The following is a 15,233-nucleotide window of genomic DNA, read 5'->3' on the forward strand; positions in this document are numbered from 1 at the left end:
TTCCCTGAAAAAGAAAGAGACTGCCTAGGATTCAAAATCCTTGTGGAAAATGTGTCAACTAATATTGACAAAATCAATATTGCTTCCCGCAGGTTCCGCAGTACGATTTCTTCCAGCACTACACGGCGGATGGAGTGCGTCTTGCACAAGGAACGGTCTTTTCGATAGGTGGAGCAAATGTAATACTCCTGCTCCGGCTTGAAGTGATTGGCCCGGCAAAGGTACATCTTGCCGCCGCAATCGGCGCAGTACACAAGCCCGGAGAACATACCCATGTCCCCCATCTTGGTTGGGCGGCGTCTGGCCTGCCGGATGTTCTGCACGACCAGGAACACGCTTTCCTCGATGATCGCCTCTTGGGTATTCTCGAAGATCACCCACTCGGACGGGTTATTCCAGACCTTTTTCTTGCTCTTAAATGACGGCTTGCTGGTCTTGAAATTGACCGTGTGGCCCAGGTACTCGACACGCTCCAAAATGCGGGAAACCGTTTCGTTTGTCCACTTGCAGGGATTAGCCGTAGGAGCGTTGCAGACCGGCAAGCCTTTTTCGTGAGCGTAGGCCGTGGGGTTCAGGACGTTGTTCTGTTGCAGCCACTTGGCGATCTGCGTCGGCCCCAGGCCGTCCACGCACAGGGCGAAAATCTTTTGCACGATAGCAGCCGCTTCCTCGTCCACAATCCAGCGTTTCTTGTCCTCCGGGTCTTTCATGTACCCATAGGGCGGGATGGTGCAAAGGTGTTCGCCGGAGCGTCCCTTGGATTGCCAGGTAGCCTTGATTTTCTTGCTGGTGTCCTTGGCGAACATCTCATTAGATAGCCTCGCATAAAGAAGTACAGATTTTAGAGTTCCACATACCCGACAAAGTTGTAATAGATTTTGATGTCCCGGTGGGTCTCCCCGGCGATTTCGTACTTCTCGCCGACCTCGATGCGCTTCACCAGCCGCAAAAGCGTGGGGCGGTCCAGTTCCTCAAGCTGGGCATAATCGCGGATGACGGCCAGCCATTCGTCGGTGGCCTGCTCGTCCTCCTGGGTGGCCTCCAGCTGGGCGGTGAGCTGCGTCCGCTGTTCCAGCTTGCTCCGGCGTTCGTCCTCGTAGCGGTTCATCAGCTGGACGCACAGCGCCTCCGGCATGACGCCCTTCACCTTGTCCTCGTAGGCCGACACCACCAGCTTTTCCAACTCAGCCAGCCGTTTGTCCAGCGCCGCCAGCGTTGCCCGGAGTGCCTTTGTCTGCTCCAGACTGGCGGCGTTCTTCTGGGCGAGGATTTTCTCCTTGAGAGCGGCGGGGCTGTTCTGCGCCAGCATCGCCTTGGCGTGGATGTCCAGCAGAAGCAGTTTCGTCAGCACCTTGCAGTTGATGTAGTGTGAGGTGCAGGCCGCCTTGCCGCCGCTCATATAGCGGTTACACGAGTAGGCCTGAAACCCGCCAAAATGCCCATCGGCGTGGCGTTTCCGGCTGCGGTAATCCCTTTGATACCGCATGGAACCTCCGCAGTCCGCACAGTAGAGGACGCCGGCGAACAGGGAAATTTCCCCATCGCTGCCGGAGCGCCCCTTGGAGGGATGATTGTCCAGCCTTTGAACGGCATCCCAGACCTCCTGAGAGACAAGCGGCTCATGGGTATGCTCCACCTTAATCCAGTCCTCTTTCGGCTTGCTGACCTGCTTGTGAATCTTGTAGGAAACGGTGCCGGTTTTGTTCTGTACCATGTGGCCCAGGTAGACCTCATTCCGCAGAATGGTCTTAACCGTCACATCGTTCCAGTAGGGTGTCTCGCCCCGTAGGTTCGGCCTGCCCTCGGCCATGTAGTAGAAGCCACGGGGCGAGGGTACGCCCTCCTCATTCAGCGTCCGGGCGATTTTCCGAAAGCTGTCCCCCTGCAAGCGCATATCGAAAATGCGGAGGACAACAGGTGCGGTCACCGGGTCGATTTCCAGGATGTGCTTGTCCGCCGGGGATTTTCGGTAGCCGATGGGAGCGTAGCAGCCGACATACTTCCCCGTCCGAAAAGTGGACTGCTTGACGGCGCGGATTTTGCTGCTGGTATCTCGTGCATAGAGATCGTTCATGACGTTCTTCAAAATGACCAGCATCTCATTGTTCTTGTGAATAGTGTCCACGCCGTCATTGAGGGCGATGAACCGGCAACCCATGCTGGGGAACACGATGTCTGTAAACCGTCCGGCCTCGATGTAGTCTCTGCCGAGGCGACTGAGGTCTTTGCACAAAATCAGATTGATTTTCCCGGCTTTGGCATCGGCAATCATCTGATTGAACATAGGCCGGTCGAAGGTCGTCCCGGAGACCCCATCGTCACAGTAGGCGGCGTAGAGGTTCCCGCCCTGCTCCTGCACATAGCGGCTGAGCATGATTTTTTGATTTTCGATGGACACGGACTCCCCGGTTCTCTCATCGTCCCGGCTGAGCCTGCAATAAATTCCAACATTGTATTTTTCCTGCATCTTGTTTTTTTACCTCCCTGGACGCAGGTACATAGCATCTGTTACCTGCCTCCATTATAGCCGCTTTAGTACTGTAAAGCAATAGTTTTCTGCCGGACATCAGAAGTTTTTACGCAGTCCGCCGCCCATTCCGCTCCAGCTCCGCTGTGTCGATGACCTCGCCCATTTCCGCTTTTTCCGCAAAGCTGCTGGACAGGTGATAGGTCACTCCGTCCATTTCCACATCAAGCCCCAGGTTCAAAAACACGCCCCGGCACCCGCCGTATTCAAAGCCGGGGAGTTCCCCCGCCACTGTGATTTCTACTGTCCGTTTTTCCGTTTTCATGCGATACCTCCCATTCTCCGCAGAATGTCCACGGTGTTGCCCAGCGCACAATAAAGCGCCGCATTGTCTGGATTTCTCATGCTGGACTTTGCCGCCATTCGGATTTCCCGCAGGGCAATCTCCACCTCCCGTGTGGTGTACCCATTTTGAACGGCGGCGACGGCAAGGTTGGCGAGATAGACGCAATCGGTACGGCCCAGCTTGTCCTGCACCGCCATTCTGCCAAGCTGTTCCAGGATGCCGTCACGGGATTTTAAGGTGACGGCCGTTCTGTCCTCCCGCCATAAGACCTCGCTGTTTTGAATTTCGGTAGCCGCTACCGATAACAGGTGGATGCCCTCGTACATATACATCTTGTTCAACGCCTGCCGCCTGCTGGGGGCGTATTCCTCGGTGATATGGGCATCCAGCTTCGGCCTGCCCCGCCCACGCCTGACTTCCTCCGTTTTGTTTTTTTCATTGTCCGGCCTCCTTTCAAAAACAAAAAACGCAGATACAACAAGACCGCCCCCAGCAAAAACGCTGTGGTTTGGTCTATGTATCTGCGTGAAAAATATGTGCAGTATTCAGCTCTCTACTATGGTATCACAAACGGATGTTCCTGTCAATGCCCTTGGGAAAATTTTGTCGAGGGCTGGCGCAAGCTATGGTGATGCGCTATGTGGCAAGCTGGGCGTCTGTATATACAAACGCTCAAAACCACGGTTCCCGGCGATGCCGGAAACCGTGGTTTTGCTTGTTGGGAAGTATCCCAAGCCCTTTGAACAGACCCTCCGCTGGTCTGGCTACGGCTCTGCGAGCCTGACGGATTTTGAAAATGCCGTTTCCTGTCACGGGACAGTTTGCGATTATGCTGGTAAGCCAGCCTCGCCGTTTTCAAAAAACCTCCGCCAGGGGCGGGAGAAAAAGTGCCGGAACGGTGCGTAGCCGCAGAATGAAATTCTGCGAAAAGGGGTTTGGGGGCGGTGCCACCAACAAGCAAAAACAGCTTTCCGGCGGTCACGCTGGAAAGCTGTTTTGAGTCTTTGTGGGAACAAAGACACTGCTTGCCACTTTGGAAATCCCCTCGTATATCCTGTTCCACTGACTATACACTACTGGAACAGTTCTTCCAGTAAAGTATAAAAATCTTCATCCATAACCCGATAGGCGCTGCCATTGGCACTGTTGGTTACCCGATCATCAATCAGGTAACATATTCCATCATCCATAAACACCAGATGCCGGGCCATTTCCGGGTGCATAATTAAATCCTCTTGAATCCGATACTCCACAACGATCTCAAAACCGTCTTTGAAGTCATAGTCAGGAATTTGCTCCATAGGCACCCGCTCTCCGCTGTCAATAGCGGAAAGAATTTTGATCATCATGTCCGCATCGATAACTTCCACAACACCATCATTCTCGCTGGCAGCAACGGAATTTGGCGAACCTGCCGCCACGCCCACGTTGGCATTGCCCACGATTTTCACCACGGACAGCCGTTCAGGAAGTTCCACTGTTCCCAGCTCCGCCTGAGCATAGTTGGGCTGGATAAAGAACAGGGTGGGGTTATAGTCCACCACTTGTACCTCGCAGCGGATGTGCTTCCCGCCCAGGACAATACGGGGCTTTGGAGTGCTTTCCACGCTGGTCTGCACGCAGTATAGAGAGCCGCTGTATCCTGTGCGCTCCAAGCGGAGGTTCAGCGTTGTTCCGAACAGGCCGGCATCCGTTCCGAAACTCGTAGAGGGCGACTGACCTCCCGCAGGGACATAGAACAAATAATAGTGTTCTTGACCAGCCCCAAGTTCGTTGGAGTAATCATATCGTAGCGCATAGGCCCGATCAGAACGAGCATCTAAACTGTCCAGCCATTCATGTACCGCCTCGCGTATCGTCTCCGATTCCTGTTCCTGGTCGTACTCGTCAAAGGTGACCTCTCGCATGGTGCTGGAGCCGGTGACCGATTGGAAAGCGGTGAGGCCAAACACTGCCAGCGCAATGAGCGCCACTGGCACAACTATAATGGCAATCAGGATTTTACCCAGCGTCCTGTCCCTCTGTCGCTGGGGCGGAGCAGGAGGTGTCTCCACACCCTCCAGCGGAGTAGCGCACTTAGGGCACACTTTCCAATCCGCTTCCACCGGGAACGAGCAGTTTGGGCAGGCGGGGCGTAGCTTTGCTCCACAGTGAGGGCAGATGACATATTGTTCTGTAACGGGTTCGGCGCACTGGGGGCACTGCAAATCAGGAGAGTTCCCCCGTACCAGCAGGTAGATGATAAACCCGATCAGAGCGGGGGCCACCACAGCAATCAGCGTCCATGCCATAGCGTTCATCCCCCGGCGTTTGGCGTCTCGGTAGACATACACGCCGATCATGATGGGAATGGTCAGCAGCGCGACCAGAACCACCAGACTAAATATTACTGTTCTCATAGACAGGGCCATAACTCGCCCCTCCTTTCTGTGTATAGACGATAGCAATTACACCGCTGCCCATCATAGAGACCACGGCCAGGCCAATCCCGACTAAAGTCAGCGCAGGAGCGGTGTTCCAGCACAGCAAACCCAACAGAATGAATACCGCCTCAAACAGCGCCCCGGCCACCACCAACAGGACTGTGTGCCGCCGCTCCGCTCTCTTTTCCAACTCCCGTCGCAGGATGTTCTCATTCAAGACGGGCGGGGCAAACCGCTCAAAGTCAAATGTCTGTTTCATCGGCAAGTACCTCCTTCAATATTTTTCGAGCCTTGTTCAGCCGGGATTTTGCTGTCCCCACGGGGATATTCAAAATTCGGGCGGCGGAGGCCAGATCCTCTCCCTGGAAGTAGAACAGTACCACCGCCAGCCGCAGTTTTTCCGGCAGCCTGTCTACCGCTTCGTACAGGGGTGAATAATCCTTTTCCTCTGGGGCAGGAATGGAGGCCAGCAGCCAGTCTTTTTCGTCTCCGTTAGAGAAGTTCAACAGAGGACTTTTCGCCAGACGCCGCAAGGTACTTCGATAGGTGTTCACGCAGATGCGGGTGAGCCACGGTTCAAATTCCCGGCTGGGGTCGTATTGGGAGATATGCTTGACTACCCGCAACCAAGTTTCTTGGTACAAGTCGTCTGCATCGTAGGGGTTGGAGCATAGAGAACGGCACAGACCATAGAGCCGCCTGCCATATTGCTGTATGTACTGGTCAATCAATCGCCTCACCCCTTTCTGCTATGATATACTTCTGCGAGGAGTAAAAGGTTCACTCCATTCAAAAAATTTTTCAAATTTTCGATTTGACATTATTATACTATTGCCAGAAAACAAGGACACGCTGCTTTCAAAAAACAGGTGCATCATAATTGGGATAAAGCATTTATCCCAAACTTAGAGCCGTACCCGCAAAAGAGCAGGTACGGCCCTGGCCTAATCTCAGTCCCATATCAGTTCGTTCAAAATGATTTCTTCTACCTGCGCCTTACAGGTGTTCATTAGACCTGCAAGGCGCAAAGGGGCATGGGCTTTCAGTTCCTTTGTTGCTCCGGCTGCTTTCGCCATCTCCGGCATCATTAGGTCCAAGCGTTTGCGGGCGGTCTGGTCGATTTCCAGCAGGTGTGTATACAGTGTCCCAGATAGCAGCAGGCTGTTGTAAAGACCCGACCTATGCGCCTGGAGGTACTGTTTTCTCATGCGGCCATATTTGCCCAAATTTTCGGTAGCCGCTTCCGAAAATCCGATAGCGGGAATTTCGTAGTCGCTCATTGTCATTTCCTCCGTCTTGTAACAGCTTTGTCGGAGGTAACAGGGATGCTATGTCCTGCATGTAGTGTCATTCTTTATGAGAGGGTGCCATTAAATACGTTGCGGATTGCGGTAAACTCGCTATCTCCCTTTATGCTGTCCACCCCGTCATTCACGGCGATAAAGTGGACATCATATTCTGGAAATACCATTTCCGTATAAAATCCTACTTGTAGGTAATTTCTCCCGAATCTGCTCATGTCTTTCGTAATCAGACATGACACATGACCGGCCTTGATTTCCTCCAACAGTTCGGTGAACCCGGGCCTGTTGAAAGCTAAAGTTAGATAACATAACTTCCAGAGAAAGAAAATTCACGCTTTACAGACAGCAGACAAGCTCGGTTTTGTACGAGCAATCGAAAATCTGACACAAACGGCGTTCACTTATCCCGTCCAGCGGGAAAGAAGCGCCGTTTTGTCGTGCCCAAAAGGAGGAATTATGCAGGACACAAATTTATCAAAGTATTTCTATGGCGACGAGGCGATGCAGTTTTCCTATTTCCGCATCCCCCGCCAGCTTATCACCCATCCCCGCTTTAAGCCCTTGTCAGCGGATGCCAAGCTGCTCTATGGGCTGCTGCTTGACCGCATGGGCCTATCTATCAAAAATAAGTGGTACGACAGCGATAGGCGCGTTTACATTTATTACACTGTGGACGAGGTCTGTGTGAATCTGAACTGCGGGCGGGACAAGGCCATGAAACTGCTGGCCGAGCTGGACACCAGCAAAGGCGTGGGCCTGATCGAGCGCGTCAGGCAGGGCCAGGGTAAGCCCGCCCGAATCTATGTCCTGCGCTTCACCACGCAGGAGCTGCCGCCCCAGCAGGAGAATGAGACAGAGTCGCCTATACCATGCCCGGAGGTCGATTTTGACAACGTGCAGGAGTCGGATTTTCCCGCCGCAGCAGGTTGGGATATTCGATGTGTTGAGGCCGGTAAAGCCGACCCAAATTATAATAATATAAATCAAACTGATTTTATCTATACCAATCAATCTATCAATCCCCCAGCCCCCGGCGCGGAGCAGTCGGGGATTAATCGATACGAGGCGAGAGAGGAAATCAAAGAACACATTGAATACGAGCGGTTACAACAGGAGCTTCCCTACGATGACGTGGAGAGCCTTTTGGAACTGATTGTGGACGTATTGAGCGGTTCGGCCTCCGCTATGCGGATTGGCGGTGAAGTCTTACCTGCGGATGCCGTCAGGCGGCGCTTTCGTCAGCTTGACGGTGAACACATCCGATATGTCATAGACTCCCTGCGGCAGACCACCACAAAAATCAATAACATCCGGGCCTATCTGCTGACGGCGCTTTACAACGCGCCTGTGACGATAGGCCCTTATTACGCCGCCGCTGTGCGGCATGATTTTAGTTAATTCGTCTCACGGTGAGACAAATTAACGCGCACTTACACATGATATGCTGATAAAGAGTTCCCGGAAAAGGGAAAACAGCTATCTGGCAGCACCCACGACGGACAGCGCTGCCGAAAGGCGGTGCTGTCCGAGCAAGTATGTCATTTGTTAAACACAAATGACCGCTTGCCAGGGGGGAACCCCCTTGGAACCCCCATCAACGAAAATGCGTCTCATCGTGAGACGCATTAGCGAGAAAGGAAAATCCTATGCGGAAACGCGAAAAATTCATCGGCCTGTGGCTGAGTGACGCCGAATACAGGCATTTGCTGAAACAATGCACCCTGTCCGGCCTCAACACCAGCGCCTTGCTCCGGCACAGCATTATGGATGTGGACATTCAGCCAAAACCGCCCAACACCTATGTCGTTCTATTGCGGGAGTTGTCCGCTATTGGCAACAATGTGAATCAGATCGCGTATTGGGCCAACGCCACCAAAGGCATCGGCAAAGCGGAGATAGCTGAAGTCGCCGCGTTAATCCAGCAGGCGTGGCGATTGGTGAAAGATACACTGTGACAGGGATAAAGCGGCGCAACCCAAGGTATGCCCCCTCAGCGGGGGAAATTTTACACCACCGCCCTTTGTCCGTCAAGGCCAAGACAAGCCGCGCCGTCCGCAAGCGTCCGGCGCGGGCCTTGACAGCCAAAGGCCGCCGGTGCTTTTGGTGATTAAGGGGGGCATACCCCAAAACCGGCTTGCGCCGGTTTTCGCTATTATGGGGGACGTAAGCAATTCCCGGAAAGTGTGATGGTCATTACAGGCGGGGCCGGCAGGCGCGTATGCGCCCAAAGCGGCTTGAAGAAATGCGTCTCACCGTGAGACGTATTTTCTGCTGAACGGCTAATAATAGCGGCCCCGTTCCTCCAACTCAACCAAGGCTTCAAATAACTTTTCCTGCAGTTCCTTTTTGGACAGACTTTTCACATAGGAGCGCAGCGCCGCATAGTGTTCCTCCATGCGCTGCTCCTCCTCCCGTTCATATTCTTCCACTGCCTCTATGTAGTCCTCCGCTTCCTCCGGGAGCACGGCAAAGAACAGGGCGACCATGTGCTTGCAGATCACCCGCCGCCCGTCTGCGTGAGGGCAGTTGCATTTGGACTGCCGGGGATGGGCAATATTGATTTTCACCTGATAAGGGGTGGGGCCGTTCCCGGCCACCTGCCCCGTGTACTCGTCCCCGCCCGTTTGGAAGTAGGACAGCACCTTTTTCTCCGTATAGTATTCATAGCCCCGCCATGCGGATGCGCCGCTGGCCAAAGTGCGGATGCTCATTCCATGTCCCCCTTATGGCTGGTATATCCATACTACCACAAGGCCGCACCCAAAACAAGTAATTTGACAAAATGCGTCTCACCGTGAGACGCATTATTTTATCAAGAACTCAGCTTTTTCTTGTAATATCAACCCAATCTTTCTATATGCTCTCTTGCCTTTTTGCCTAATACAAAATATAATCAAAATCATATCAGGCAAATAAAATGATAGCGATTTAGGAGGCACTATGGCAAACATTCTGATCGTTGAAGATGAAAAAGCCATGCAGGACATCATTGCGGACTATATGCGAAAAGGCGGACACACCTGTTTTACCGCTGACGATGGCATAGATGCCCTTGTCACGCTGAAAAATCATCCTATGGATTTAATGATCTTGGATGTGATGATGCCCCATCTGGACGGCTTCTCCGTCTGCAAGATGGCGCGGGAAATGAGCGAACTGCCCATTATCATGCTCACCGCCAAGAGCGCGGAGGACGATAAACTGAAAGGCTACGATTACGGTGCGGACGACTATATGACAAAGCCATTCAGTCCCAAGGTGTTGCTGGCAAAGGTGAACGCCCTCCTGCGCCGTTCCTCCCCCGCTTCCGTCGGAGCGATCACCGCCGGGAAAATCATGCTCCACCCTAACGCACACAAGGCCTATCTGGACGGGCAGGAGATTACCTTGACCCATAAGGAGTATGAATTGCTCGCCTTTCTGATGGCAAACCCTGGGCAGATATTCAATCGGGAGCAGCTTCTCAACCGCGTCTGGGGCTATGATTTCGAGGGAACGACCCGCACTGTGGACACCCACATCAAGACCCTGCGGCAAAAGCTGGGGGACGAGGGCAGACATATCGTCACGCTGATACGCTCCGGCTATAAATTCGAGGTGGCGGTATGAAAGAATGGTTTTCGCTCCGTACTGTTCGGAAAAAGATTTTAATGCTGTCAAAACTGGCAGGATTGGCGCTGATTTTTTCCTACGTCCTCTCCACTGGCCTGCCTGTCAATGAGGATGCCGCTTTCCTGATCTGGCTGGGTTTTGTCCTGCTGCTGGTTTTGGGTATTGATTTTTTCATGGGCCGCTTTATCACAAAACCAATCGACAAGCTGAACGCCTCCGCAAAACGCATGGCAGGACTGGACTTTTCGGCCCCCTGCGACCTTGTTTCAACCGATGAATTTGGGGAACTGTCCGCCAGCCTGAACACAATGGCTGAAAATCTGCAACAGGCCCTTGCCCGGTTGGAGGATGCAAACACGCAGCTTGAAAAGGACGTGGAAAAAGAACGGCTTTTGCTGGTCGAGCGCAAGGAACTGGTGGACAGCCTATCCCATGAGATGAAAACCCCGCTGGGTATCATCCGGGCCTACGCCGAGGGCTTGCAGGACGAAGCGGACGAGGCCAAGAAGCAAAAATACGCCCAAGTGATTGTCTCCGAAGTGGAGCGTATGAATGACTTGATCGTAACACTGCTGGATTTGTCGGCGCTGGAAAGCGGGGCTGCAAGCCTGAACATTTCCCGGTTTGACTTTGTAGAGCTGGTGGAAACGGTAGCCGGGCGGCTTCTGATCGACGCCCCGGACACCGACTTTGAACTGCAATATGAGCTGCCGGAGCAAAAAGGTTTCGTGCGGACAGACCGACGGCGTATGGAGCAGGTTTTGGACAACCTGATTGTCAACGCTAAGAAAAATGTGTATCCCGGCGGCGTTCTGCGGCTGGAACTGACAGTGGATGATGGGGCGCTGTATCTCTCCATCTTCAATCAGGGCCGACCCATTCCAGAAAGTGACCTACCCAAAATCTGGACTAAATTCTATCGGGACAGCGGAGCGGAATACAGCGGTTCCGGGCTGGGGCTGTCTATTGTGGCGCAAATCCTGTCCATGCAGAATTACCCCTATGGTGCAGAAAACCAAACGGGCGGGGTACGGTTCCATTTCTCCATCCCCGTCACAGAATAATTTCACACGGATTTCACAGCGGCATCACACCAATTTCACACCGCAACCCTAAACTCTCCTTATCACAAATAAGGAGGGTTTTTTATGTTCTTAGGTTTAGCGTGGTACTGGTGGCTGGTGATCGTGGCGGTGCTGATTATCTCCATCCCTTTCAAAGTCAAGTTTATGAAGTGGTGGAGCAAGAACCAGCAGGAGAAGAAAGGCCAGCGTGGGAAGTGGGGTGATGACGAGTGATCGAGGTCAAAAACCTGACGTTTTCCTACGGCAAAGACAAGCAGGCCCTCCACGGCCTGGACTTCACCGTGGAGGACGGGGAGATTTTCGGCTTCCTGGGGCCAAACGGCTCCGGGAAGTCCACAACACAAAGGATACTCACCGGGATATTAAAAGGCCATGGCGGAAAAGTCTCTCTGTTCGGGCAGGATATTTCCGCCGTCCACGGCCAAGAATTTTTTCAGAAGATCGGCGTCCTGTTTGAGTTTCCCTACCTGTACGCCAATTTGAGCGCCGTAGACAATCTGAACTATTTCGCCTCGTTCTATCCCAGGGAGCAGCGGCGGGATGTGGGGGAGCTGCTGGATGCGCTGGAATTTAAGCCGGACTTTCTGAAAAAGCCGGTGTCCTCCTACTCCAAGGGGATGCGCCAGCGGGTGAGCATGGCGCGGGCGCTGGTAAGCAATCCCCGGCTGCTGTTCCTGGACGAGCCCACCAGCGGCCTTGACCCCTCCGGCGCGGTGCTGTTCCGAAAAATCATTGAGCAGGAGCGCAAAAAGGGAACGACGGTTTTTGTCACTACCCATAACATGGTGGACGCCGATCTACTGTGCGACCGGGTGGCCTTTATCTCCAATGGGAATTTGGTAGCCCTGGATACACCCAAACGACTAAAAGAGAAAAACAGCAATCACCGGGTCGTGATCGACTATCTGTATCAGGGACAGCGGGAAACGAAAACCATAGAGGCCCCGGAGTTGGAGAAGGGCATCCCCTTTGCACATGACGAGATCATCAGCATCCACTCCCAGGAGCCGACTTTGGAGGATATGTTCATCCAGTACACGGGGAGGGGGCTGTCCTGATGGGAAAAGGATTTTGCTCCCTGTTCAAAAAGGATTGCGGGATGCTGGTATCGGGGAAATTTTTCTTGATGGCAATAGGGTTCCTTGCTCTCTATACAGCCTATGTGAACCTGGGCTATATCCGCTTCATGCAGATGCCGCCCTACAACGTGTATCTGTACGACCCCACTGGGACACAGGCAGAAAAATCGCCCCTGATGCAGACCGTTTCCTCCATGGAGGATATGGATGCCGTCCTGCTCTCCGACGCCAACGGCGTGGGGCTGGACGCCAGCGCCGGGGAAGTACGAGTGGTACTCTATAAAGGAGCGGAACACGTTGACCGCCACCGGGCGGATTATGCCCTGTCTTTACTGCGGCCCTCGGCCAGCCCTGCCCCGGAGGTGCTTGGCAGAAATACGCCGGAACAAAAAGCGAGAAAAGAGATCACCTGCGAGCTGCTGTTTTTCGAGCTGGCCGCTGTGGGGTTTTTGGGCATCGCCGCCGTACTGTTCAAGGAAAAGGGCATGGGGGTCATTCGTGTCCACGCCATTCTCCCAGTGTGGAAAGACTTGTTCCTCCTGTCCAAGCTGGCTGTGTTCCTGCTCTCCGATCTGGTCTTTGCGGTGCTGCTTACCCTGTTGAACGTAGGGCTCGGGGACGGAGCGGCGGTACTGCCCGCGGTCCTGCTCCAGACGGCTATCTTGTCGCTGATGATGGCCCTGGTGGGTTTGCTCTGCGCCCTGCTGCTGAAAGATTTCCGGCAGTTTACACTGGCCTATCTGGTGATTGCCATTTTCGCCGCGACCCCCGTATTTTTATCCGCCAATACATCAATCAAATTTGACTGGATCGGTTATCATCCGTTTTATCACGTCTATATGGGCCTGAAAAACGCCTATTTCGGAACGGCAATCTCGCCGGTCTACTATGCCGGCACTGTGGGTGCGATTGTGCTGCTGTTCCTGGCGGTGCGGCTTGCGTTCCATCGAGAAATTGGAAAGGAGGGGTGAGGCGTGAAAGGCTTAAAATATCAACTGAAAAGTGTTTTGCGGGATAAATTCTGTCTGATGACGTTCCTACTGCCCATCCTAGTCGCCGTGGCATTGAATTTTATGGGTTCCATTGATCTGTCCACCTTGGGGGAACTGCACTTCGGCGTACTGGAAAACGACCTCTCCCCGCAGACAGTCACATGGTTGGAGCGGTACGGCCCGGTGACAGAATATGGAACGCCGGAAGAACTGACCGCCGCCGTCAACGAGCCGTCCACCAATGTCATCGGGGTGAGAGCGGAGGGCGATAGCCTAAAAACTTCAATCAGCGGGGACGAGCTGGACATCTTCCGGCAGGCAGCGGTGACCCTCCCGGCGCTCTATGAGCAGCGGGAGGAGACGGAGCAGGTGGAAGTCCTGGCTCTGGAACGCCCTGATATTTTGGAAAGTTTTCAAGGCATTTTTATTCCTGCTGTGCTGATCGTCGCTATGTTCATGGGCTGTACGTTCAACGCCATGAACATCATTTCCGAAAAAGAAGATGGTGTGGCTTTTATCAACGAAATCCTGCCCATGACACCAAGCCAGTACATTTTTCAGAAAGTTGTGGTGGGGTTTCTCTTTGGTAGTCTATCCTCTATCGTGACGGCCTGCATCTGTTTCAAACTGTCCTGGCAGAATTTCGGGCTGATGCTGGTGCTGATTGTTCTATCATCCTTTGTGGCGGCGCTGATCGGCCTGTTTATCGGTAAGCTCTCCGAGGGCCTGATGATTGGCGTGGTCTATATCAAGATCGTCATGCTTGTGTTTATCGCAGTACCCATTGTATGCGCTCTGATCGGGGTAAGCGGGCTGCTGGCGGTCATTTGCAACATCGTTCCATCCCAGCCTGCTTTTGATGGCATTATGGCCCTATCCGCCGGGAACATGGGAACGGCGATAAAAGATATTGGTATTCTCGCAATCCACTGTGTCGCATGGTTCGCGTTGTATGTTTTGATTTCCACGCAGCATAAAAGGCACACAACTCAATAATCAGAAAAAAGTATGTCCTGAAAAATACGTCTCACCGTGAGACATATTCACAGCTTCCATCAAGTTTAATGCCCTTTTCAGAAGATTTTGCGCTTCCTATCAATAATGAAAAATTAAACTTTCACAGGTATTAGGAAGTAAAAAAGCAGGTGGAAGATTAACAATGACAAGATTTGAGCAATTCAACGAAATGATGTTTGAAGCCTATTGCAAAAAGGCTGTCAGCAACGCTGCAAAAAAAGAACGTCAGAAGAAAGCAGCGCGGGGGCTGATGGAGCAGTCCCTTTCCAAATTAACAGATGCAACACTTTATGGCGTAGTAGCAGAGAGCGGCGAAGTCGAACAGCCGGAGGAGCCATGCCAAATCTTTTATGTTCAAGAAATGAATATCCCTGTTTATGAGCCGGAGCTGTCCAAAGCATTGTCCTACTTAATGCCCAAAGACCGGGAAATCATTCTGCTTTACTATTTCAAAGGACTGAAAGACGCCAAAATTGCTCTGCTGGTACATATGGGTGTTTCCACCGTTTCCCGGCGCAGGAGGGCCGCAACTAAACGTCTGCGGGAATTGATAGAGAACGCTACATGAAACAAGTGCCCTTTTCTGTTATCCACGCGGCAAAAAGGTTTGACGCTGAAGCTGTCCAGTTTGTATTCCAGCATTTTGAGGGCTTTATCGCAAGCCAATGTTTATGCTGCTACGATGACAAAAACGGAAATATCTTCCACTATGTAGATGATGACCTCTATTATCAGACGGGAATCGCCCTGTTCGACGCCATCGCCAGCTTTCAATTTAAGGAACCGCCCGATGATTTTGTGCCAAAGAAATGCGTCTCATCGTGAGACGCATCAGCCTGTCGAAAAAGTCTGCCCTTCGGCAGACTTTTTCATATAAACGAGGTAAAATAGAGCAGGGTGAGAAAAAT

Annotated in this window: 20 protein-coding genes and 1 pseudogene; 11 read left to right on the forward strand and 10 right to left on the reverse strand. The window is 52.8% G+C overall.

The features are described 5' to 3' along the window. The 4 genes from D1159_RS17190 to D1159_RS17205 form a co-directional block, all read right to left on the reverse strand. The coding region (locus D1159_RS17190) for a recombinase family protein (RefSeq protein WP_202621145.1) at positions 1 to 806 on the reverse strand (806 nt) is incomplete at its 3' end. Between the two features lie 35 nt (positions 807 to 841). Further along, entirely contained in the window at positions 842 to 2,467 is a 1,626-nt protein-coding gene (locus D1159_RS17195; RefSeq protein ID WP_161846842.1) for a recombinase family protein, read from the reverse strand. A 109-nt stretch (positions 2,468 to 2,576) separates the two neighbouring features. Beyond that, positions 2,577 to 2,792: a hypothetical protein gene (locus D1159_RS17200; RefSeq protein ID WP_161846843.1), complete on the reverse strand. Its 216-nt coding sequence runs from the start codon at positions 2,790 to 2,792 to the stop codon at positions 2,577 to 2,579. Next, positions 2,789 to 3,154 carry a hypothetical protein gene (locus tag D1159_RS17205; protein WP_161846844.1) on the reverse strand — a complete coding sequence of 122 codons (366 nt, stop codon included), beginning with the start codon at positions 3,152 to 3,154 and terminating at the stop codon, positions 2,789 to 2,791. The genes D1159_RS17200 and D1159_RS17205 overlap by 4 nt, the downstream gene beginning before the upstream one ends. A gap of 31 nt (positions 3,155 to 3,185) precedes the next feature. On the opposite strand from D1159_RS17205, the gene D1159_RS17210 reads away from it, so the two are divergent. Further along, on the forward strand, positions 3,186 to 3,719 hold the full coding sequence (locus D1159_RS17210) for a hypothetical protein (protein WP_161846845.1): 534 nt from the start codon (positions 3,186 to 3,188) through the stop codon (positions 3,717 to 3,719). Positions 3,720 to 3,886: 167 nt separating this feature from the next. Here the strand turns inward: D1159_RS17210 and D1159_RS17215 are convergent, their stop codons facing one another. The 5 genes and pseudogenes from D1159_RS17215 to D1159_RS17235 form a co-directional block, all read right to left on the reverse strand. Next, positions 3,887 to 5,224 carry a zinc ribbon domain-containing protein gene (locus D1159_RS17215; protein ID WP_161846846.1) on the reverse strand — a complete coding sequence of 446 codons (1,338 nt, stop codon included), beginning with the start codon at positions 5,222 to 5,224 and terminating at the stop codon, positions 3,887 to 3,889. Next, a complete protein-coding gene (locus tag D1159_RS17220; protein WP_161846847.1) occupies positions 5,193 to 5,495 on the reverse strand; it encodes a hypothetical protein in 303 nt (100 codons plus the stop codon). Before D1159_RS17220 ends, D1159_RS17215 begins: the two co-directional genes overlap by 32 nt. After that, positions 5,479 to 5,976 (reverse strand): sigma-70 family RNA polymerase sigma factor, encoded by a 498-nt coding sequence (locus D1159_RS17225; RefSeq protein WP_347563720.1) that lies wholly within the window; start codon positions 5,974 to 5,976, stop codon positions 5,479 to 5,481. The genes D1159_RS17220 and D1159_RS17225 overlap by 17 nt, the downstream gene beginning before the upstream one ends. A 210-nt stretch (positions 5,977 to 6,186) precedes the next feature. Beyond that, a complete protein-coding gene (locus D1159_RS17230; RefSeq protein WP_161846848.1) occupies positions 6,187 to 6,516 on the reverse strand; it encodes a TnpV protein in 330 nt (109 codons plus the stop codon). A gap of 89 nt (positions 6,517 to 6,605) precedes the next feature. Continuing rightward, positions 6,606 to 6,830 (reverse strand): annotated as a pseudogene (locus tag D1159_RS17235) (recombinase family protein); the annotation flags it as partial. A gap of 166 nt (positions 6,831 to 6,996) precedes the next feature. Here D1159_RS17235 and D1159_RS17240 point away from each other — a divergent pair. Both D1159_RS17240 and D1159_RS17245 read left to right on the forward strand, forming a co-directional pair. Further along, positions 6,997 to 7,938 (forward strand): DUF6017 domain-containing protein, encoded by a 942-nt coding sequence (locus D1159_RS17240; protein WP_161846849.1) that lies wholly within the window; start codon positions 6,997 to 6,999, stop codon positions 7,936 to 7,938. 248 nt (positions 7,939 to 8,186) lie between these two features. Then, positions 8,187 to 8,495: a MobC family plasmid mobilization relaxosome protein gene (locus D1159_RS17245; protein WP_161846850.1), complete on the forward strand. Its 309-nt coding sequence runs from the start codon at positions 8,187 to 8,189 to the stop codon at positions 8,493 to 8,495. 324 nt (positions 8,496 to 8,819) lie between these two features. Here the strand turns inward: D1159_RS17245 and D1159_RS17250 are convergent, their stop codons facing one another. After that, positions 8,820 to 9,251 carry an SWIM zinc finger family protein gene (locus tag D1159_RS17250; RefSeq protein ID WP_161846851.1) on the reverse strand — a complete coding sequence of 144 codons (432 nt, stop codon included), beginning with the start codon at positions 9,249 to 9,251 and terminating at the stop codon, positions 8,820 to 8,822. Positions 9,252 to 9,480: 229 nt separating this feature from the next. Here D1159_RS17250 and D1159_RS17255 point away from each other — a divergent pair, with 229 nt between their 5' ends. The 8 genes from D1159_RS17255 (at position 9,481) to D1159_RS17285 (ending at position 15,150) form a co-directional block, all read left to right on the forward strand. After that, positions 9,481 to 10,149, forward strand: a complete 669-nt coding sequence (locus D1159_RS17255; protein WP_161846852.1) for a response regulator transcription factor — start codon at positions 9,481 to 9,483, stop codon at positions 10,147 to 10,149. Next, positions 10,146 to 11,216, forward strand: a complete 1,071-nt coding sequence (locus tag D1159_RS17260) for a HAMP domain-containing sensor histidine kinase (RefSeq protein WP_161846853.1) — start codon at positions 10,146 to 10,148, stop codon at positions 11,214 to 11,216. Before D1159_RS17255 ends, D1159_RS17260 begins: the two co-directional genes overlap by 4 nt. Positions 11,217 to 11,300: 84 nt before the next feature. Next, on the forward strand, positions 11,301 to 11,450 hold the full coding sequence (locus D1159_RS19285) for a hypothetical protein (RefSeq protein WP_202621146.1): 150 nt from the start codon (positions 11,301 to 11,303) through the stop codon (positions 11,448 to 11,450). After that, the gene (locus D1159_RS17265; RefSeq protein ID WP_161846854.1) at positions 11,447 to 12,295 is read left to right on the forward strand and encodes an ABC transporter ATP-binding protein; all 849 of its coding nucleotides are present in this window, start codon (positions 11,447 to 11,449) and stop codon (positions 12,293 to 12,295) included. The genes D1159_RS19285 and D1159_RS17265 overlap by 4 nt, the downstream gene beginning before the upstream one ends. Beyond that, entirely contained in the window at positions 12,295 to 13,287 is a 993-nt protein-coding gene (locus tag D1159_RS17270; protein WP_161846855.1) for an ABC transporter permease, read from the forward strand. Before D1159_RS17265 ends, D1159_RS17270 begins: the two co-directional genes overlap by 1 nt. 3 nt (positions 13,288 to 13,290) lie before the next feature. After that, complete coding sequence (locus D1159_RS17275) at positions 13,291 to 14,304, forward strand: ABC transporter permease (protein WP_161846856.1); 1,014 nt, start codon at positions 13,291 to 13,293, stop codon at positions 14,302 to 14,304. Positions 14,305 to 14,467: 163 nt separating this feature from the next. Continuing rightward, positions 14,468 to 14,893, forward strand: coding sequence for a sigma-70 family RNA polymerase sigma factor (locus tag D1159_RS17280; protein WP_161846857.1), 426 nt, complete (start codon positions 14,468 to 14,470; stop codon positions 14,891 to 14,893). Then, positions 14,890 to 15,150 (forward strand): helix-turn-helix domain-containing protein, encoded by a 261-nt coding sequence (locus D1159_RS17285; RefSeq protein WP_161846858.1) that lies wholly within the window; start codon positions 14,890 to 14,892, stop codon positions 15,148 to 15,150. The genes D1159_RS17280 and D1159_RS17285 overlap by 4 nt, the downstream gene beginning before the upstream one ends. Positions 15,151 to 15,233: the final 83 nt, after the last annotated feature.

The organism is Pseudoflavonifractor sp. 524-17, assembly GCF_009935845.1.
In the GTDB taxonomy this organism is placed as follows: Bacteria; Bacillota; Clostridia; order Oscillospirales; family Oscillospiraceae; genus Pseudoflavonifractor_A.